This is a genomic window from Rhizobium sp. 9140, assembly GCF_900067135.1.
Taxonomy (GTDB): Bacteria; Pseudomonadota; Alphaproteobacteria; order Rhizobiales; family Rhizobiaceae; genus Ferranicluibacter.
In genome coordinates this window covers 3,273,760-3,292,158 of the sequence record NZ_FJUR01000001.1, presented here as the reverse complement: position 1 = coordinate 3,292,158, position 18,399 = coordinate 3,273,760, and the positions used below count along the sequence as shown (strand labels likewise).

General features: G+C 66.3%; 18 protein-coding genes and 1 riboswitch. Of the genes, 17 read left to right on the top strand and 1 reads right to left on the bottom strand.

Annotated features, from left to right (window positions below):
• Window positions 1–86: 86 nt before the first annotated feature.
• The 6 genes from GA0004734_RS15440 (at window position 87) to GA0004734_RS15410 (ending at window position 7,159) form a co-directional block, all read left to right on the top strand.
• Entirely contained in the window at window positions 87–1,607 is a 1,521-nt protein-coding gene (locus GA0004734_RS15440) for an ABC transporter substrate-binding protein (RefSeq protein ID WP_092935080.1), read from the top strand.
• A gap of 352 nt (window positions 1,608–1,959) precedes the next feature.
• Window positions 1,960–2,907, top strand: a complete 948-nt coding sequence (locus GA0004734_RS15430; RefSeq protein WP_092935076.1) for an ABC transporter permease — start codon at window positions 1,960–1,962, stop codon at window positions 2,905–2,907.
• Window positions 2,904–3,779 carry an ABC transporter permease gene (locus GA0004734_RS15425; protein WP_092935074.1) on the top strand — a complete coding sequence of 292 codons (876 nt, stop codon included), beginning with the start codon at window positions 2,904–2,906 and terminating at the stop codon, window positions 3,777–3,779. The genes GA0004734_RS15430 and GA0004734_RS15425 overlap by 4 nt, the downstream gene beginning before the upstream one ends.
• Window positions 3,779–4,759 carry an ABC transporter ATP-binding protein gene (locus tag GA0004734_RS15420; RefSeq protein ID WP_175386405.1) on the top strand — a complete coding sequence of 327 codons (981 nt, stop codon included), beginning with the start codon at window positions 3,779–3,781 and terminating at the stop codon, window positions 4,757–4,759. Before GA0004734_RS15425 ends, GA0004734_RS15420 begins: the two co-directional genes overlap by 1 nt.
• Window positions 4,756–5,760, top strand: a complete 1,005-nt coding sequence (locus GA0004734_RS15415; protein WP_092935072.1) for an ABC transporter ATP-binding protein — start codon at window positions 4,756–4,758, stop codon at window positions 5,758–5,760. The genes GA0004734_RS15420 and GA0004734_RS15415 overlap by 4 nt, the downstream gene beginning before the upstream one ends.
• A 10-nt stretch (window positions 5,761–5,770) precedes the next feature.
• Window positions 5,771–7,159, top strand: a complete 1,389-nt coding sequence (locus GA0004734_RS15410; RefSeq protein ID WP_092935070.1) for an amidase — start codon at window positions 5,771–5,773, stop codon at window positions 7,157–7,159.
• A gap of 6 nt (window positions 7,160–7,165) precedes the next feature.
• On the opposite strand, the gene GA0004734_RS15405 is transcribed toward GA0004734_RS15410, so the two are convergent.
• The gene (locus tag GA0004734_RS15405) at window positions 7,166–7,972 is read right to left on the bottom strand and encodes an inositol monophosphatase family protein (protein WP_092936352.1); all 807 of its coding nucleotides are present in this window, start codon (window positions 7,970–7,972) and stop codon (window positions 7,166–7,168) included.
• 152 nt (window positions 7,973–8,124) lie between these two features.
• On the opposite strand from GA0004734_RS15405, the gene GA0004734_RS15400 reads away from it, so the two are divergent.
• The 11 genes from GA0004734_RS15400 to GA0004734_RS15350 all read left to right on the top strand — a co-directional run bounded on the left by GA0004734_RS15400 (window position 8,125) and on the right by GA0004734_RS15350 (window position 18,394).
• Complete coding sequence (locus GA0004734_RS15400) at window positions 8,125–8,415, top strand: type II toxin-antitoxin system RelE/ParE family toxin (RefSeq protein WP_092935068.1); 291 nt, start codon at window positions 8,125–8,127, stop codon at window positions 8,413–8,415.
• A 2-nt stretch (window positions 8,416–8,417) separates the two neighbouring features.
• The gene (locus GA0004734_RS15395; RefSeq protein ID WP_092935066.1) at window positions 8,418–8,699 is read left to right on the top strand and encodes an addiction module antidote protein; all 282 of its coding nucleotides are present in this window, start codon (window positions 8,418–8,420) and stop codon (window positions 8,697–8,699) included.
• 247 nt (window positions 8,700–8,946) lie between these two features.
• On the top strand, window positions 8,947–10,443 hold the full coding sequence (gene istA / locus GA0004734_RS15390) for an IS21 family transposase (RefSeq protein ID WP_139056207.1): 1,497 nt from the start codon (window positions 8,947–8,949) through the stop codon (window positions 10,441–10,443).
• On the top strand, window positions 10,440–11,198 hold the full coding sequence (gene istB / locus GA0004734_RS15385) for an IS21-like element helper ATPase IstB (protein ID WP_092930036.1): 759 nt from the start codon (window positions 10,440–10,442) through the stop codon (window positions 11,196–11,198). The genes istA and istB overlap by 4 nt, the downstream gene beginning before the upstream one ends.
• A gap of 180 nt (window positions 11,199–11,378) precedes the next feature.
• A riboswitch (TPP riboswitch) is annotated at window positions 11,379–11,482 on the top strand.
• Window positions 11,483–11,597: 115 nt separating this feature from the next.
• On the top strand, window positions 11,598–12,395 hold the full coding sequence (locus tag GA0004734_RS15380; protein ID WP_092936351.1) for an ABC transporter permease: 798 nt from the start codon (window positions 11,598–11,600) through the stop codon (window positions 12,393–12,395).
• Window positions 12,392–13,336: an ABC transporter substrate-binding protein gene (locus GA0004734_RS15375; RefSeq protein WP_175386403.1), complete on the top strand. Its 945-nt coding sequence runs from the start codon at window positions 12,392–12,394 to the stop codon at window positions 13,334–13,336. Before GA0004734_RS15380 ends, GA0004734_RS15375 begins: the two co-directional genes overlap by 4 nt.
• On the top strand, window positions 13,333–14,085 hold the full coding sequence (locus GA0004734_RS15370) for a hydroxyethylthiazole kinase (RefSeq protein ID WP_092935064.1): 753 nt from the start codon (window positions 13,333–13,335) through the stop codon (window positions 14,083–14,085). The genes GA0004734_RS15375 and GA0004734_RS15370 overlap by 4 nt, the downstream gene beginning before the upstream one ends.
• Window positions 14,069–14,728 (top strand): thiamine phosphate synthase, encoded by a 660-nt coding sequence (gene thiE, locus GA0004734_RS15365; protein WP_092936349.1) that lies wholly within the window; start codon window positions 14,069–14,071, stop codon window positions 14,726–14,728. The genes GA0004734_RS15370 and thiE overlap by 17 nt, the downstream gene beginning before the upstream one ends.
• On the top strand, window positions 14,725–15,525 hold the full coding sequence (gene thiD, locus GA0004734_RS15360; RefSeq protein ID WP_092935062.1) for a bifunctional hydroxymethylpyrimidine kinase/phosphomethylpyrimidine kinase: 801 nt from the start codon (window positions 14,725–14,727) through the stop codon (window positions 15,523–15,525). The genes thiE and thiD overlap by 4 nt, the downstream gene beginning before the upstream one ends.
• Before the next feature lie 44 nt (window positions 15,526–15,569).
• Window positions 15,570–17,390, top strand: coding sequence for a TRAP transporter large permease (locus tag GA0004734_RS15355; protein WP_245292526.1), 1,821 nt, complete (start codon window positions 15,570–15,572; stop codon window positions 17,388–17,390).
• Between the two features lie 14 nt (window positions 17,391–17,404).
• The gene (locus tag GA0004734_RS15350) at window positions 17,405–18,394 is read left to right on the top strand and encodes a TRAP transporter substrate-binding protein (RefSeq protein WP_092935060.1); all 990 of its coding nucleotides are present in this window, start codon (window positions 17,405–17,407) and stop codon (window positions 18,392–18,394) included.
• Window positions 18,395–18,399: the final 5 nt, after the last annotated feature.

Sequence of the window (18,399 nt, the reverse complement as noted above, 5' to 3'; positions counted from 1 at the left end):
CATTTTCCCGTTGTGCGGGGCCGTTCAAGCTGACACACTCCCGACATGAAGGCCCGGGCAGAGCTTCCGCAGGGGGGACGAGGACGATGCGTTTCGACACGAGCACAACCCGATGGATCCGTGCGATCCTCGGTGGCGCAGCCCTTTCCACGGCGCTGCTTTTCTCATCCGACGGCGCCTTTGCCGCCAAGACCTCGCTGGTGCTCGGCATGACGATCGAGCCGCAGGGACTGGATCCGACTGCCGCTGCGCCCGTTGCCATCGGTCAGGTCACCTGGCAGAACGTGTTCGAGGGGCTGGTCGCAATCGACCGCGAGGGCAAGGTGGTGCCGCAGCTTGCCCGCAGCTGGGAGATCTCGGCCGATGGGCTGACCTATACGTTCAAGCTGCAGGAAGGCGTGACCTTTCATGACGGCGAGGCCTTCGACAGCGGCGTTGCGAAATTCTCGCTCGATCGCGCCCGAGGGCCGGATTCGACCAACGGACAGAAGCGTTTCTTCGCCGCGATCGACACGATCGAGACGCCGGACAAGTCGACGCTGGTGCTGAAGCTGAAGAAGCCGCAGGGAAGCCTTATCTACTGGCTCGGCTGGCCGGCCTCCGTCATGGTCGGCACGAAGAGTGCCGCGGATGACAAGACCAAGCCCGTGGGAACCGGCCCCTTCACCTTTGTCAGCTGGACCAAGGGCGACCGGGTGGAGCTGGCTGCCAACCCGAACTACTGGAACAAGGACGCGAAGGTCCGGCTGGAGACCGTGACCTTCCGCTTCATCCCCGATGCGCAGGCGCAGGCCGCGGCGATCGCCACCGGCGGCGTCGATGCCTTTCCGGAGTTTGCAGCGCCCGAGCTGATCGAAAGTTTCAAGGACAAGCCGGACCTCGTCACCGTCATCGGCAACACCGAGCTGAAGGTCGTCGCCGGCATGAACAATGCCCGCAAGCCTTTCGACGACAAGCGTGTGCGGCAGGCGCTGATGATGGCCATCGACCGTCAGACCGTGATCGACGGCGCGTGGTCCGGCCTCGGCACGGCCATCGGCAGCCATTACACGCCGAACGACCGCGGTTATATCGACCTCACGGCCAAGCACCCCTACGACGTCGAAAAGGCCAAGGCGCTTCTGGCGGAGGCGGGTTATCCCCAAGGCTTCGCCTTCACCATCAAGACGCCGCAGATGGCTTACGCGCCGCGCAGCGCCGAGGTGATGCAGGCGATGCTGGCCGAGATCGGCGTGACCATGACCATCGAGCCGACCGAATTTCCCGCGAAATGGGTGCAGGACGTGCTGAAGGGCGCGAATTACGACATGACCATCGTCGCCCACGCCGAGCCGATGGACATCGATATCTACGCCCGCGATCCCTACTACTTCAACTACAAGAACCCGGCCTTCTCGGCGATCATCGACAAGGTGGAGGCGACGTCCGACCCGGCCGAGCAGGATGCGCTCTATCAGGATGCGCAGAAGATCCTTGCCGAGGACGTGCCGGCGCTGTTCCTGTTCGTCATGCCGAAGCTCGGCGTGTGGAACGCCAAGCTCAAGGGCCTCTGGGAGAACGAGCCGATCCCATCCAACGTTTTGAGCGAGGTCTATTGGGAGGAATGAGAGCGAGCGTGCCTTGCGCGATCATGTCGGTTGAGGTGAGGGGATGCTGTCGCCACAGGTCCCTTCTCCCCGTCCTGACGGGGAGAAGGTCGCGGCAGCGGGATGAGGGGCAGGCTTGCCGCATGCTCCGCGCTCCGTGGCGGCCCCTCACCCTGACCCTCTCCCCGCCTGCGGGGAGAGGGGACGCGGCCTGCTCGTCGTTCATGGGTATGGAGGGCGCGCGCCCCGGGTTCCTTCTCCTCATCTCGATGGGGAGAAGGTGGCGGCAGCCGGATGAGGGGCGGGCCACGGCCGCGAAGGTTGAGGTCGAACCGACGCTGTCATTCCACCGCGTTCGCTGTCGGCCGACATCATGACAGGCCTGCTTCTCCGCCGCTTCGCCAGCCTCTTCCTGACGCTCCTTGCCGTCTCCGCCCTGATCTTTCTCGTCATGGACGTGCTGCCGGGCGATCCCGCGGCGATCATGCTGGGGACGTCGGCGACGCCGGAGACGCTGGAGGCTTTGCGGCGGGAGCTCGGGCTCGATCAGCCGCTGGTGCTGCGATATCTCTCATGGCTCGCCGGCGTCGCGACCGGCGATCTCGGCATGTCCTTTACCTATGGCGTCCCCGTTGCCGGGTTGATCGCCGAGCGGCTGGCGGTGACGCTGCCGCTCGCCTTGATCGCCATCCTGCTTTCGGTCGCCATCGCCATTCCGCTCGGCGTTGCCTCAGCTGCCCGGCGGAATGGCGCGGTGGACTACGCGGCGGGCCTCCTGTCGCAGATGTTTATCGCCGTTCCCGGTTTCTGGGTGGGGCTGCTGCTGGTGCTGGTCTTTTCCGTCTCGCTCGGCTGGGTTCCCTCCGGCGGTTTTCCCGGCTGGCAGGCGGGCTTGATGCCGGCGCTCGGAGCGCTGGTGCTGCCCGCTATCGCGCTTGCGCTGCCGCAGGCCGGCGTTCTCACGCGGGTCACGCGCTCGGCCGTGATCGAGGTGATGAACGAGGATTTCGTGCGCACCGCGCGCGCCAAGGGCCTGCCACGCCGCAGGGCGCTGTGGCGGCATGCGGTGCCGAATGCGCTGGTGCCGGTGGTCACCATTCTCGGCCTCCAGTTCACCTTCCTGATCGCCGGCGCGGTGCTGGTCGAAAATGTGTTCAATCTGCCGGGGCTCGGGCGTCTGGCTCTTCAGGCATTGTCCCAGCGCGACATCATCGTCATGCAAGATGTCGTTCTCTTCTTCGCCGCGCTGGTCATCGTCATGAATTTTCTTGTCGATCTCTCCTATCTCGCGCTCGACCCGCGCCTACGGAAGCGCGCATGAGCGCGGTGACACCCTCCGGCACACGCCAAACCGCGCCGTCACGCGGGAAGTTGCGGCGGGCGGTATCGCGCAGCAATCTCGTGATCGGAGGCCTGCTGATCGGCCTCATCGGTGCGATCGCCCTGCTGTCGCTCGTCTGGACGCCGCTGCCGCCGGGCAAGCTGCACATCGTGCAGAAGCTGAAACCGCCGCTCGCGCAAGGGCTGCTCGGCACCGACCATCTCGGCCGTGACTTCGCCTCCATGTTGATGGCGGGCGCCTGGAACTCGCTGTCCATCGCGGTGCTGGCGGTGGCAATGGGCGCGCTCGCCGGCACGCTCGTCGGGGTCACGGTCGCGGCGCGGCGCGGCTGGTTTGAGGCGATCATGATGCGGGCGAACGACGTGATCTTCGCGCTGCCGCCCATCCTCTCGGCCATGATGCTCGGCGCGCTGCTCGGCACGGGCCGCCGCACCGCCATCATCGCCATTGCCGTGTTCATGGTGCCGGTCTTTGCGCGCGTGACGGCCGGTGCCGCGTTGCAGGTCTGGTCGCGGGATTACGTGCTGGCGGCGCGGGGCGCGGGCAAGGGCGGCATCCGCATCACGGTCGATCATGTCCTGCCCAACATCGCCAACCAGATCATCGTGCAGGTGACGATCCAGCTCGGTCTTGCGATCCTCACCGAGGCCGGCCTCAGCTTCCTCGGTCTCGGCATGGCGCCCCCGGCGCCGACATGGGGGCGGATGCTCGCCGATGCCCAGACCTATCTCGGTCGCGCGCCGTGGCTCGCCATCCTGCCCGGCCTTGCCATCGCGCTGACCGTGCTCGGTTTCAACATGCTCGGCGATGGCCTGCGCGATCTGCTCGACCCGCGCGAGAGGGGTCGCTGATGGTATCGCCGCTGCTCCAGATCGAAGACCTCGCCATCTCCATCGACGTGGCCGATGGCAGGCGACAGCCGATCCTGACCGATATCGATGCCACGCTTCATGCCGGTGAGACGCTGGGTATCGTCGGAGAGAGCGGCTCCGGCAAGTCGCTGCTGTCACTCGCCATCATGGGGCTTCTGCCACCGGCGGCGCATGCGACGGGCCGTATCCTGCTGAAGGGCCGCGACCTCCTGGCGATGGACGAGGATACGCTCTGCACTGTCCGCGGACGCAGCATCGGCATGATCTTTCAGGAGCCGCTGACGGCGCTCAATCCCGCGATGACGGTCGGCGACCAGATCGCCGAGGGGCTGGTGGTTCAGGAGGGGCTTTCCTGGCGGACGGCGCGGCGCGAGGCGATCACGCTTCTCGACCGCGTGCGGATGCCGGATGCCGCGCGGCTGTCGCGAGCCTATCCGCACGCGCTGTCCGGGGGGCAGCGACAGCGGGTCGGCATTGCCATCGCGCTCGCCATGAAGCCGGCCCTGATGATCGCGGACGAGCCGACGACGGCGCTCGACGTGACGGTACAGGCGGAGGTGCTGGATATCCTCGACGATCTCACCCGCGATGCCGGCATGGCGCTCATCCTCGTCAGCCACGATCTCGGCGTCATCGCCCGCATGTGCGCCCGCACCCTCGTGCTCTATGCCGGCCGGCGCATGGAGGCGGGGGAGACGCGCGACGTGCTGACGGCGCCGCTCAACCCCTATACGCGCGGGCTGCTGCGGGCCGTACCCCGGCGCCACGCGGCGGGCGGGCGGCTTCAGACCATTCCCGGCAGTGTGCCGTCTTTCGCGGCACTTCCGCCCGGCTGCTGCTTTTCCGATCGCTGTCCCGACGTCATAGCCGCCTGCCAGGCCGGCGAGCCGGCGTGGACGCTCGTCCGGCCCGGTCGCGGCGTGCGCTGCATCCGCGCGCATGAGGAGGTCGCGTCATGAGCGAGGTGCCGCTTCTCGATATCCGCAACCTGTCGCGCGATTATGCAAGCGGCGGCCTGTTCGGCGGCAAGCAAACGACCCGCGCGCTGAATGCGCTGAGCATGACCGTTGCGCCGGGAACGATCCATGGCATCGTCGGCGAGTCCGGCTGTGGCAAGTCGACACTTGCCCGTCTCGTCATGGCGCTCGACCGGCCCACATCGGGCAGCGTGTCGTTCGACGGTGAGGATCTGTTTCGCCTGTCGGAGCGGGACCTGAAGCGAAAGCGGCGCGACTTCCAGATGGTGTTCCAGGACCCGTTCGGCTCGCTCGATCCCCGCCATACGGTCGGTCGCATCGTCGCCGAACCGCTGCATGTGCTGAAGGTGAAGCCGGGCCGTGCGGAGCGCCGTGACCGGGTTGCCGCGATGCTGGAGGCCGTGGGTCTTTCGCCCGACCATGCGGCACGCTATCCGCATGCGTTTTCCGGCGGGCAACGCCAGCGCATCGCGATTGCCCGGGCGCTGATCACCGAGCCGAAGCTGGTCGTGGCCGACGAGGCGGTCTCCGCGCTCGATCTTTCGGTGCAGGCGCAGGTGCTGAACCTGTTGATGGACCTGCGCGACCGGCGCGGGGTGACGTTCCTGTTCATCACGCACAATCTCGCCGTCGTCGATGCCGTCGCCGACCGCGTGGGGGTGATGTATCGCGGGCGTCTGGTGGAGAGCGGCCCGGCGCAGGCCGTCTTTGCGCGTCCGCTGCATCCCTATACGAGGCTTCTCGCCGATGCCGAGCCGGATGTGACCCGCTTCGGCCGACCGGATCGCCCGCCGGTGACGGTGGCGGAGCCGATCGATTTCGGCGTGGGGTGCAGCTTCCGAAACCGCTGTCCGCTCGCCGTGGCGCGCTGTGCGACCGAGCGGCCGGAATTGCGCAGTCTCGAGGGCGGCCCGCAGATGCACGACCGCCAGACCGCCTGCCACCGTGCCGAGATGCTACGCGAAACGACCACACCGGGATGATGGAGACGATATGACCGAGCTTCTCGACACCACCATTCCGCAGCTGCGCGCCCGTTTCGCGGATCACTCTCTGTCGCCTTCCGAATATTGGCTGGCCGTCGAGGCGCGGATCGCGGCCTTTGAGCCCGCCGTGGCGGCGCTCTATGCCTATGACCCGGACGAGGCGCGCGTTCAGGCGGCAGCGTCCACCGCGCGCTGGCTGAGGGCCGAGCCGCTGGGGCCGCTCGACGGCATCCCCGTGACGCTGAAGGAGCTGATCGCCACGAAGGGTACGCCCGTGCCGCTCGGCACGGCGGCGACAGTCCTGAAACCCGCTGAGGCGGATTCTCCCGTTGCGGCCCGGATGCGGGAGGACGGCGCTGTCATCTTCGCCAAGACCACCTGTCCCGACTACGGCATGCTCTCCTCCGGCCTGTCGAGTTTTCACCCCTTGAGCCGCAACCCGTGGAATACGGCCATGAACCCCGGCGGATCGAGCGCGGGTGCCGCCGCGGCCGGGGCCGCGGGTTACGGGCCGCTGCATATCGGCACGGATATCGGTGGATCGGTTCGCCTGCCTGCCGGGTGGACGGGGCTCTTCGGCTTCAAGCCGAGCAATGGCCGTATACCGATCGATCCCTATTACGTCGGCCGTTGCGCCGGGCCGATGACGCGGACGGTCGAGGACGCGGCCTTCGCCATGTCGACGCTGTCGCGCCCGGACGAACGCGATGCCACGAGCCTGCCGCCGAACGCCATCGACTGGATGGCTCTCGACATCGACGTCAGAGGCATGCGCATCGGCCTGATGCTGGACGCTGGCTGCGGGCTGGACGCCGAACCGGAGGTAAAGGCGGCCGTCATCGCCGGCGCCCGGCAGTTCGAGGCGGCGGGCGCCGAGATTATCGAGGTCGGGCCGGTGATGACGCGGGCGATGCTGGACGGCCTCGACCATTTCTGGCGAGCGAAGTTCTGGGGCGACATCCGGGGCCTGACCGCCGAGCGCCGCGCAATGATCCTGCCCTATATCCATGCCTGGGCGGAAAAGGGTGCCGACGTGACCGGGGTTCAGGCCGTTGCAGGCTTCGGGCAGACGATGGAGATGCGCAGGGCGGCGGCGAAGCTCTTCTCGACGGTGGATGCCGTCCTCTCGCCCACCAATCCGGTCGTCTCCTACCCGGCCGACTGGGCCTCGCCGACGAACGATCCGGAACGGCCGTTCGAGCACATCGCCTTCACCGTGCCGTGGAACATGTCGGAACAGCCTGCGGCGTCGATCAATGCGGGCTTTTCCACCTCCGGCATGCCGATCGGCCTGCAGATCGTCGGTCCGCGCTTTGCGGATCTTACAGTGCTGAAACTGTCAAAACTGTTCGAGACCCTGACGGGCGGGATCCGCCGCTGGCCGCGCTCAAGCTGAGCAGCTCTATTCGGCGGCCACGATATCAGGGCGCTCGAGATTGACGGCGATGTGCGGCCAGAGCGGTTCGGTGTCGGCGATCAGCGCCGTCGTGCCGGCGGCGATCCACGGGATATCCGTGCCGGGTCGCGTGCCGATACGCACGTCCAGCCCCGCCTCGCGGGCGAGGACGGCGCCGCCGGCAATGTCCCACATCGTCGTGTACATCTGCAGATGGCCATCATAGGTGCCGCGCGCGGCAAAGAGCAGGCCGATGGAGGTCGAGCGGATCGACTGGACGACCCAGCCGGCATGGCGCAGGCCGACGGTGAGGGCCGCGACCTCTTCGGCCTCGTCCGGCGAAGCGTCGCCCAGCGACATCACGCGCACATCCTCGAACGGCACGATGCGCGCCAAAGGCTTGCCGTTGCACATCAGCCCCGTGCCGTCCGCTGCGGCATAGATTTCGCGGAACACCGGCATGGCGACGACGCCGAGATCCGGCCGGCCGTTGGTGACATGGCCGAGCGAAATGCCCCAGAGCGGTGAGCCTCGCAGGAAGTTCGCGGTGCCGTCGATCGGGTCGATGATCCAGTAGGCATCGCCGCCCACCCCGCCCATTTCCTCGCCGACCACAGCCTCGCCCGGAAAGGCCTCCGCCAGCCGCGCGCGCACCAGCCGCTCGACGCTCGTGTCGGCCTCGGTCACGAAATCCTGAAAACCCTTGCTTCCCGTGGCGATGGTGGCGCGGGCCTCAAAGAAGCCGAGCGCCATCTCCATCGCCGCCTCGATCACAGCAACGGCCTTCTCCAGTCGGGTCTGCGTCGTCGTCATGTCGATCATCCTTGATGTTTTGGGCCGCACGGCCTGTCGCCCCACGCCGCCGTCTCTATCGCGGCGCGTATGGGTTATGCAAGAACCACCTTATGAACGCACGTGATGCAGCGATGATTGACAGCACCGGAGCTGTTAACTACAGTTTACAGATGATCGAAGTCCGACAGACCGCTGTCTTTGCAAAATGGGTCGGCGACCTTCGCGATCACCATGCCGTAGCAAGGATCGTCATGCGCATTCGCAGGATTGAAACCGGCAATTTCGGCGATGTGAAGCCAGTCGGCGAGGGTATCAGCGAGTTGCGGATTCCCTACGGTCCCGGTTATCGCGTCTATTTCGTGCAACAAGGCCGTCAGGTCGTTATTCTCCTGTATGGCGACGACAAATCGAGCCAGGGCCGGGACATCGTTGAAGCCAGAAAACTGGCAAAGGAGATTTGAACATGCCCGTGGAAACGATGAAGTTCGATATTCAGGACCACCTTAAGAACGATGAACAGCGGCTTGCTTATCTTGAAGCTGCGCTTGAAGAAGGTGATGCGAAATTTGTGGCGGTGGCTCTGGGCGACATCGCCCGTGCAAAGGGTATGTCAGCGGTCGCCCGGGATAGCGGGCTTACGCGTGAAGCCCTGTATAAGGCGTTGAGTGAAAAGGGCGATCCCAAGCTTTCGACCCTGTTCAGTGTTGTAAAGGCTCTTGGACTGAAGGTTTCGATTACCGCATAGAGGACGGCGATCACTCTGTCGTCTGAACGTGTCGCGACGTGCAGATCTGCCTGAGCGGCGAGAGCGCGCAGCGCTGAAAATTAACCCTTTCAGAGGCATGAGCCGTATCGCAAAAGTCGCGTGCGTGAGAGCGGCGGTGCAAAATTAGACCACGGTAGCGGCGGGATTGTCCCGCTTCGGGCGGCGTAAAAGTCGGCCACCTATTTCTCTTCTGCAATGAGCGCAGGAGGGCCTGGGGATCTATACCGTGGAATTATATCTGAAGGTTCGACTGGCTTGCTCGGAAGGCATGAGCCGGCGTCAGGCTGCAAAGCATTTCAACATATCGCGCGACAGCGTTTCCAAGATGCTGTCCTATTCGACGCCACCTGGCTATCAGCGACAATCACCGATCCGGCGGCCCAAGCTGGATGCGTTTGTCTCGACGATCGATCACTGGCTGGACGAAGACAGACAAGTGCCGCGCAAGCAGCGCCATACGGCCAAGCGGGTGTTTGACCGGCTTCGAGACGAATGCGGGTTCACTGGCGGCTATACGATCATCAAGGATTACATGCGCGAGCGGGATCAGCGCCGCCAGGAAGTGTTCGTGCCGCTGTCGCATCCGCCCGGCCATGCGCAGGCCGATTTCGGTGAGGCGATGGTGGTCATCGGCGGTGTCGAGCAGAAGGCGCATTTCTTCGTGCTCGACCTTCCGCACAGCGACGGCTGCTACGTGCGGGCCTATCCGGCGGCAGTGGCCGAGGCCTGGGTCGATGGCCATGTCCATGCGTTCGCTTTCTTCGGCGCCGTGCCGCAATCGATCGTCTACGACAACGACCGTTGCCTGGTGGCGAAGATTTTGCCTGACGGCACCCGCAAGCGCGCGACGTTGTTCAGCGGCTTCCTGTCCCACTACCTTATCCGGGATCGCTATGGCCGTCCCGGCAAGGGCAACGACAAGGGGAACGTCGAGGGTCTCGTCGGCTATGCCCGGCGCAACTTCATGGTACCGATCCCGCAGTTTGCGACATGGGAGGCGTTCAACACCTTTCTGGAGGAGCAGTGCCGGAAGCGCCAGCGCGACAGGCTGCGCGGCGAGAGCGAGACGATCGGCGAGCGCTTGCGGCGCGATCTGGCTGCCATGCGCGCCTTGCCAGCCTCGCCATTTGATGCCTGCGACCAGGCAAGTGCCAAGGTGACGGCGCAGTCGCTGGTGCGCTACAAGACCAACGACTATTCCGTCCCGGTCGCCTATGGCCATCAGGATGTGTGGGTGCGCGGCTATGTCAACGAAGTGGTCATTGGTGGCCGTGGCGAGATCATCGCCCGCCATCCTCGGTGCTGGGAACGGGAAGACGTCGTCTTCGATCCTGTCCATTACCTGCCGCTGATCGAGCAGAAGATCAATTCGCTGGATCAGGCAGCGCCCCTCCAGGGCTGGGACTTGCCGCAAGAGTTCGCTACGCTGCGCCGGTTGATGGAAGGCCGCATGGCCAAACACGGCCGGCGTGAGTACGTGCAGGTCCTCCGCCTGCTGGAGAGCTTCGAACTCGCCGATCTGCATGCGGCGGTGAAGCAGGCGATCCAGCTTGGCGCCATTGGCTTTGACGCCGTCAAGCATCTGATCCTGTGCCGGGTGGAACGCCGGCCGCCCAGACTGGACCTGTCCATCTACCCGTATTTGCCGAGGGCGACGGTCGAGACGACATCGGCGAAGGCGTATATGCGTCTCCTGTCGTCGGATGCGGGAGAAGTCGCATGAACACCCAAGCACCCGAGATCCTTCTCACCCATTATCTCAAAACCCTGAAGCTGCCGAGTTTCCAGCGCGAGTACCAGAAGCTGGCCCGGCTGTGCGCCACCGAAGGCGTCGATCATGTCGGATACCTCACCCGGCTTGCCGAGCGGGAGATGATCGAACGGGACCGTCGCAAGGTCGAGCGTCGCATCAAGGCGGCCAGGTTCCCGGTCGTCAAAAGCCTCGACAGTTTCGACTTCGCCGCCATCCCAAAGCTGAACAGGATGCAGGTGCTGGAACTGGCGCGCTGCGAATGGATCGAGCGCAGGGAGAACGTTATCGCTCTCGGCCCCAGCGGCACGGGCAAGACCCATGTGGCGCTCGGCCTCGGCCTGGCCGCCTGCCAGAAGGGCCTGTCCGTTGGGTTCACGACAGCGGCCGCACTGGTCAGCGAGATGATGGAGGCGCGCGACGAGCGGCGTCTCATCCGGTTCCAGAAGCAGATGGCCGCCTACCAGCTGTTGATCATCGATGAACTGGGCTTCGTGCCGCTGTCAAAGACCGGCGCGGAATTGCTGTTCGAGCTGATCTCGCAACGATACGAGCGAGGCGCGACCCTGATCACCAGCAACCTTCCTTTTGACGAATGGACGGAAACCTTGGGGTCCGAGCGCCTGACCGGCGCTTTGCTCGACCGCATCACCCATCACGTCAGCATCCTCGAGATGAACGGCGACAGCTATCGTCTCGCCCAAAGCCGCGCCCGAAAGGCCGGCTGACGCCCTTCGAAAATCGCAACGCGCGCATGAGACCCCCGCTCGGGCCTAAGCCCTCCCGGCGGTCTCATGCGCGCGCCACAAGTGGCCGACTTTTGCGCCGCCGCGTGGCAGGATTTTACTCCGCCGTTGACACGCGTGCGCAAGGGTGTTGACAAAAACACCTGCATTTTCATAGGTTGGCGACATTCCGACGGGTGTCCTTTCGAGGGCTGAGATGGCGAGAGCCGAACCGTTATGAACCTGATCCGGGTCATACCGGCGTAGGAACGGAAACAGGTGTCCGCCCACGGCCCTTTCTCTCTTCTCCGCTCGCCTGGATCTCCGTCGCCACGTATGGAGATCGCACATGCCGTATGCTGTTCGTCCGCTTTCCCCGCCGCGCATGCGCTGCTGCTAGCCATGCGCGCCTTTCATGCGGCGCTCGGGCTCGGCGCGCTGGTTCTGTTGTGGCAAGCCGGAACGGCCGTGTTTTCGCCGCCGGCCTATCTGCTGCCGTCGCCGCTCGCGGTCGCTAGGGTGTTCCGGGATCAGTCGGCGTTTCTGCTGGCCCAGAGCCTCGTCACGCTGTCGGAAATCCTCATCGGCCTCGTGGCCGGTGCTGTGCTCGGGGCGGGAACGGCGTTCGTGCTGGCGGCGAGCCCGCGCATCGGGCCGTTCGTCTGGCCGACGATCCTCATCCTTCAGGTGCTGCCGGTCTTCGTGCTGGCCCCTGTTCTCGTCGTCTGGCTCGGTTTCGGCATGGCCTCCAAGGTCGCGATGACCGTGCTCATCATCTTCTTTCCCGTCGCCTCCGCCTTTGCCGACGGGCTGAACCGCACGGAGCGGGACATCGTGGACGCCGTGTCCCTGACGCAGGCCTCGCACTGGCAGGCGCTGGTGTCCGTGCGTGCGCCGCTGGCGCTTCCGAGCCTCGTTTCCGGCCTGCGTGTTGCCGCACCTCTGGCGCCGCTCGGCGCCGTGGTCGGCGAATGGGTCGGCGCGTCGGCCGGCCTCGGCTTCGTCATGGTGCAGGCCAATGCCCGCATGCAGACCGCGACCGTATTCGCCGCCATGGTCGTGCTCGCCGTCATGACGCTGCTCCTGCGCCTGCTGGTCGATCTGCTCACCGCCCGTCTTGCGCCCTGGGCGCGCGAGGGCGGCCGCTCGCATTCCGAACGTCGAACCCTTCAAACCGTCTCATCCTGGAGATCTCAATGATCCGTCTTCTCATCGCGACGATGCTTGGCCTGTCCAGCCTTTTCGCCACCATCTCCGCGCAGGCCGCCGACAAGCTGACCGTGCTGCTCGAATGGTTCGTCAACCCGGACCATGCGCCCATGGTGATCGCGCAGGAAAAGGGCCTCTTCGCCAAAGCGGGGCTCGACGTCACGCTCGTGCCGCCGGCGGATCCTTCCGTCGTGCCACGGCTCGTGGCGGCAAAACAGGCGGATATCGGCATCCACTATCAGCCCAATCTCTACCGCGACCATGAAGCGGGCCTGCCGCTCGTGCGCTTCGGCACGCTGGTGGAGACGCCGCTGAACACGGTGACGGTGCTGGCCGACGGGCCGATTAAGAGCCTGAAGGACCTGAAGGGCCGGAAGGTCGGTTATTCCGTCTCGGGCTTCGAGGATGTGCTGCTGGAGCGCATGCTGGCGTCCGAAGGCCTTTCGAAGGGCGATGTCGAACTCGTCAATGTCAACTTTTCACTGTCGCCGTCGCTGATCTCGGGCGCGGTCGATGCGACCATCGGCGGTTATCGCAATTTCGAGCTGACGCAGATGAAGCTCGAAGGACATCCCGGCCGGGCCTTCTTTCTGGAGGAGCATGGCATTCCCGTCTATGACGAACTGGTCTTCGTCACCCATCGCGACCTCGCGAACGACGATCGTCTGCCGCGCTTCCTCTCGGCCGTCGAGGAGGCCTCGATCTTTCTCACCAATCATCCTGACGAGGCCTGGGCGCTGTTTGCCAAGGCCTATCCGAACCTTGACGACGAGCTGAACCGCACCGCCTTCTTCGACACGCTGCCGCGCTTCGCCAAGCGCCCCTTTGCGCTCGATACCGGCCGCTACGCCCGGTTCGGTGCCTTCATGCAGGAGGAGGGGCTGATCGCGAAGGCGCCTGATGTCGCCGATATCGCCGTTGAGCTGAAATGAGCGACATCACACCGCAAACCGTCGCAGGCATGCTGGCGCGGGTGCGGCAGGCGCGGCCGCGCGTCCATTGCCTCATGAACAGCGTGGTGCAGAAGTTCACCGCCGACGGCATCACGGTCATCGGCGGAATGCCCTCTATGACCGGGTCGCTGGAGGAGGTGGAAAGCTTCGTCGGCCGCGCCGATGCGCTGACCGTCAATCTCGGCACGCTGGATGCGGAGCGCCGCGCGGCGATCCGGCTCGGTGTCGCGGTCGCGCGGGCTCAGGGTAAGCCGTGGATCGTCGATCCCGTGCACTGCGACTATTCGCCGTCGAGGCTGGCCTTTGCGCGTGAGTTGATCGCGCTGCAACCGACCGTCGTGCGCGGCAACCGCGCCGAAATGGCCCTGATCGGCGACATGCCCGGCATCCTGCGGATCGTCACCGGCCCGGTCGATCTGCTGCAAATGGGTTCGGCCTCCGTCGAGATCGGCAACGGGCATCCCTTCATGGCGCAGGTGACCGGCACCGGCTGCCTCTCGGGCGGCGTCATCGCCGCGTTTCTGGCCGTCGCGCCGGATGCGCTTGCGGCGGCTTCGGCAGCCCTGACGGTGACCGGGGTCGCCGCGGAACGGGCGGCGCCCCATGCGCGCGGTCCCGGCACGTTCGCGGCCGCCTTTCTCGATGCGCTGGCAGCCATCGATGACACCGACATTCTTTCCCTCGCAAGGATTCGACATGACCATCACGAACATTCGCAAGGTCGATGACCGCCTGAACGCAATCGTCGATGCATCGCTGGCGGAGATCGCGCCGCTGCCCGAACTGGCGCTGCTGGCCGCTCGCAATGGCGCAACGCTGATCCAGTACCGCGACAAGACGGCCTCCACGCGCGTCATGGTCGAGCGTGCGAGCGCAATCCGGGCGGCTCTTGCCGGCACGGGTGCCGCCTTCGTCGTCAACGACCGGGTTGACGTGGCGCTGGCGGCGGGCGCCGACGGCGTCCATCTCGGTGCCGACGACATGAATGCGGAGACGGCGCGGCGGTTGCTCGGCGATGCCGCAATCATCGGCCTGACCGTGAAAACGGCAGCGGATGCTGCGCGCGCGGGCCGGGCGCCGGTGGACTACGCCTGCATCGGCGGCGTGTTCGAAACGCTGTCCAAGGTCAATCCCGATCCGCCGGTCGGTCTTGAAGGCTTGCGCGCGCTGCGCGAGGCGATCCGCGTCCTTCGGCCGGAGATGCCCGTCAGCGCCATCGCCGGCATCGACCTGTCGCGCGTGCCGGCGGTGATCGCGGCGGGCGCGGATGGCGTGGCGGTGATCTCGGCTATCTTCCGGGCCGACGAGATCGCCGGGGCGACCCGCGCGTTCCGCACGGCCGTGGATGCCGCGCTGGAGGATCTGACATGACCGTGATCGCGCTTACCATTGCCGGCTCCGACAGCGGCGGCGGTGCCGGCATCCAGGCCGACATCAAGACGTTTTCCGCGCTGGAAACCTTCGCCACCAGCGTCGTCACCGCCGTGACGGCGCAGAACACGACGGGCGTGACGGCGGTCGAGGATATCTCGTGCCGCCTGATCGCCGCGCAGATGGCGGCGGTGTTTTCCGACATGGATGTCCGGGCGCTGAAGATCGGCATGGTGTCGCGCGCCGAGACCATCGAGACCATCGCCTCGGGCCTCCTGGCTTTTGCGGGACCTGTCGTGCTCGACCCGGTCATGGTCGCGACCTCGGGCGACCGGTTGCTCAGGGAGGAGGCGATCGAGGCGCTGCGGACCGTGCTCGTGCCGCGCGCTTCGGTGGTGACGCCGAACCTGCCGGAAGCAGCCCTTCTGACGGGGCTGCCGATCGCGCAGGACCGTGCCGGTGTGACGAAACAGGCGGAGGCGATCCTGAAAGCCGGCGCGGCGAGCGTGCTCATCAAGGGCGGGCACGGCGATGGGCCGGAGAGCATCGACCTGCTGTTCGACGGCGAGAGCGTGCGAACCTTCGCCGCACCGCGCATCGCCACGCGCAACGATCACGGCACGGGCTGCACGCTCGCCGCCGCCATCACCGCCCATCTCGCGCGGGGTTACGCGCTGGTCGAGGCCGTCAGCCTGTCGAAGACCTATCTTCATCAGGCGCTGGAAGCGGGGCGCGGTGTGGCGATCGGCAAGGGGCGGGGGCCTGTGCACCATTTCTACAGGTGGTGGAGGGCGTGACGGGCGCGGCGCGCCGAAGAGGTCTTGAGACCGGCTCCGGCCATATCGGCGCGCGTCGGCCGTTCGGGGCGCCGGCCCGCATTGCCGGTGCCGTGCTGCGCGGGCTCGACCGCATTCTCGGCACGCTGGCCGGGCTGGTTCTGGCGATCATGCTGGCGGTGGTGCTTGCCGGCGTCGTGCTGCGCTACGGGTTCGCAACCGGGCTGACGGGCGCGGAGGACCTCGGGATCTGGCTGCATATCGGGCTGATCGCGCTCGGTGCGCCCTTGGCATTGAGCGGCCCGCTCGCCATGCGGCTCGACATTCTGGTGTCGCGGCTGCCGCCCCTGCCGCGGCGGCTTGCCTTTATCGGCGCGGACGGCGTCTCGGTGCTTGCCGGGCTCGTGCTCGTCTTCGGCGGCGGAGCGGTCATGGAGATGGTCGGCGGCACATCGCCGACGCTCGGCGTGCCGGAAGCCCTGCGCTTCGGCCTGCCGATGCTGGGCGGCGCGGCCCTGCTGGTAACGCTGGTCCTCACCCGCATCGCCGAGGGGGACATGGTGCGTGGGGTTGCCGGGCCGATGCTTGGCGTGGCGGCGCATCTTCTCGCGAGCCATGTCGTCATCGAGACCTCCTGGCCGCCGAGCCTCTTTCTGGCGCTCGTCGCAGGGTTCGGGCTTCTCCTGTCGGCGCCGCTGGCGCATGCGTTTCTGGCGGCGGCCGCTTTCGCGATCACATTCGGCAGCAGCCTGCCGGAACCGGCGATCCTCTCGACGACCGTTGCCGGCCTGTCCAAGTTCCTGCTGCTCGCCGTGCCGTTTTTCCTGCTGACGGGGGCGCTGCTGACGGTGTCGGGTGCCGCCGACCGGCTGGTGCGGTTTGCGGCAAGCCTCGTCGGACACCGCCGCGCGGGTCTCGCGCAGACCGTGCTTCTGACCGGCGTGCTGTTTTCCGGCGCCTCCGGTTCGTCGGTCGCGAACGCCGCCTTCGGGGCGGCGACGTTCCAGCCGGAACTGGTGCGGCATGGCTACCCGCCGGCGCAGGCCGGGGCCATCGTCGCCGCCACCTCCGTGCTCGACAACGTCATCCCGCCCTCCATCGCCTTCCTGCTTCTGGCGGCCGCGACCAATCTGTCGATCGGCGCGCTGCTCACCGGCGGCTTCATCGCGGGCGGGCTGATGGCGCTGTGCCTTGCCGTCGCCATTGCGCTGACGGCGGGTGATCACGGGCGCATACCGCGCGTCGGGCGCGGCGTGCAGGCGCGGGCGGCGCTGTCGGCCGTCCCCGCCTTCGGGCTCGGGCTCATCGTCGTCTTCGGCATCCGCATCGGCATCGTCACCACGACGGAGGCGGCGGCTCTGGCGGCGGCCTACACGCTCGTTCTCGCTCTGGTGGCGCAGCGCGGCGTCCGCGGTCTTGCCGGTATCTTTCGGCAGGCCGCCGTGGAGGCGTCCGCCATCGGGCTGCTCATCGGCACGGCCGCGCCCTTCGCCTTTCTGCTCGCTGTCGATGACATCGCGGGTGCGATGCAATCCGTGGTGACGCTGCTCGGGGGCAGCGCGCTTGCGGTGCTTCTCATTTCCAATCTCGTCCTGCTGGCGCTGGGGCTGATCCTCGACATCGGCGCGGCAATCCTTCTGATCGGGCCGGTGCTGCTGCCGGCCGCTGTCGCTGCCGGCATCGATCCGGTGCATTTCGGGGTGATCCTCGTGGTCAACCTGATGATCCACGGGCTGACGCCGCCGCTCGGCCTGCTCGTCTATGTCGTCTCCGGCGTCACCGGCGTGCCGGCAGCCGCGCTGTTCCGGGCCGTGCTTCCCTATCTCGGCGCGCTTCTCGTCTCTCTCGTCATCCTGTCCGCGCTCGCGCTCGTTTTCCATCCCTGAGGAACCCCGAACCCATGTCCACCACCCGCCGCACCTTTCTGACATCCACCCTGGCTGCCGGTTTTTTCACCCCGGCGCTCATCCGCCCGGCTTCCGCGCAAACCACGAGCATTACGGTTGCCTCGTTGCTCGGGGAGGACAAGCCGGAAACGAGGATCTGGCGGCACATCGCCGAGCGGGTGGAAAGCCGCATGCCCGGCCGCTTCCGGTTCAACATCGTCGCCAACGGCGCTCTGGGCGGGGAGAAGGAAGTGGCTGAGGCAACGCGGCTCGGTGCCGTGCAGGCGAGCCTCTCCACCGTCTCGTCGCTCTCCGGCTGGGTGCCGGAGCTGCAGGTTCTCGACCTGCCGTTTCTCTACCGCGATGCCGCGCATATGGCGCGCGTCGTCAACGGCGAGGTCGGCGCCGACCTTCAGGCCAAGCTCGAGGCCCAGAACTTCGTCGCCACCGGCTTCATCGACTACGGCGCACGGCATCTTTTGGCCAAGGAGCCGATCCTGCGTCCGCAGGATATGGCGGGGCGGAAGATCCGGGTGATCCAGAGCCCGCTGCACACCAAGCTCTGGTCCGGCTTCGGCGCCGTGCCGGTCGGCATTCCCATCACGGAAACCTACAATGCGCTATCGACCGGCGTTGCCGATGCGATGGACCTGACGAAGTCGGCCTATGCCGGCTTTAAGCTCTATGAAGTGGTGCCGGTGATGATGCTGACGGGCCATATCCGGGCCTCCGGCGTCGTCTATTTCGCCGGCAGCTTCTGGAACGGGCTTTCGCCGGAAGAGCAACAGGTGTTGAAGGAGGCCTCGAAGGAAGGCGCCACCGCGTTCGATGCGCTGATCGTTGCCGACGAGGAGAAGAGCGTGGCAACGGCGCTGTCCCATGGCGGACAGGTGCTGGACGTGCCGGATATTGCGGCCTGGCGGCAAGGCGCGCGGGGCGTTTGGGAGGCCTTCGCGCCCACCGTCGGCGGGCAGGCGCGCATCGATGCGGTAGAGGCGATCTGAAGCGC

Coding starts and splice junctions, on each gene's coding strand:
- GA0004734_RS15440 (WP_092935080.1), top strand. CDS start 87: ATGCGTTTCGACACGAGCACAACCCGATGGATCCGTGCGATCCTCGGT.
- GA0004734_RS15430 (WP_092935076.1), top strand. CDS start 1,960: ATGACAGGCCTGCTTCTCCGCCGCTTCGCCAGCCTCTTCCTGACGCTC.
- GA0004734_RS15425 (WP_092935074.1), top strand. CDS start 2,904: ATGAGCGCGGTGACACCCTCCGGCACACGCCAAACCGCGCCGTCACGC.
- GA0004734_RS15420 (WP_175386405.1), top strand. CDS start 3,779: ATGGTATCGCCGCTGCTCCAGATCGAAGACCTCGCCATCTCCATCGAC.
- GA0004734_RS15415 (WP_092935072.1), top strand. CDS start 4,756: ATGAGCGAGGTGCCGCTTCTCGATATCCGCAACCTGTCGCGCGATTAT.
- GA0004734_RS15410 (WP_092935070.1), top strand. CDS start 5,771: ATGACCGAGCTTCTCGACACCACCATTCCGCAGCTGCGCGCCCGTTTC.
- GA0004734_RS15405 (WP_092936352.1), bottom strand. CDS start 7,972: ATGACGACGACGCAGACCCGACTGGAGAAGGCCGTTGCTGTGATCGAG.
- GA0004734_RS15400 (WP_092935068.1), top strand. CDS start 8,125: ATGATCGAAGTCCGACAGACCGCTGTCTTTGCAAAATGGGTCGGCGAC.
- GA0004734_RS15395 (WP_092935066.1), top strand. CDS start 8,418: ATGCCCGTGGAAACGATGAAGTTCGATATTCAGGACCACCTTAAGAAC.
- istB (WP_092930036.1), top strand. CDS start 10,440: ATGAACACCCAAGCACCCGAGATCCTTCTCACCCATTATCTCAAAACC.
- GA0004734_RS15380 (WP_092936351.1), top strand. CDS start 11,598: ATGCGCGCCTTTCATGCGGCGCTCGGGCTCGGCGCGCTGGTTCTGTTG.
- GA0004734_RS15375 (WP_175386403.1), top strand. CDS start 12,392: ATGATCCGTCTTCTCATCGCGACGATGCTTGGCCTGTCCAGCCTTTTC.
- GA0004734_RS15370 (WP_092935064.1), top strand. CDS start 13,333: ATGAGCGACATCACACCGCAAACCGTCGCAGGCATGCTGGCGCGGGTG.
- thiD (WP_092935062.1), top strand. CDS start 14,725: ATGACCGTGATCGCGCTTACCATTGCCGGCTCCGACAGCGGCGGCGGT.
- GA0004734_RS15350 (WP_092935060.1), top strand. CDS start 17,405: ATGTCCACCACCCGCCGCACCTTTCTGACATCCACCCTGGCTGCCGGT.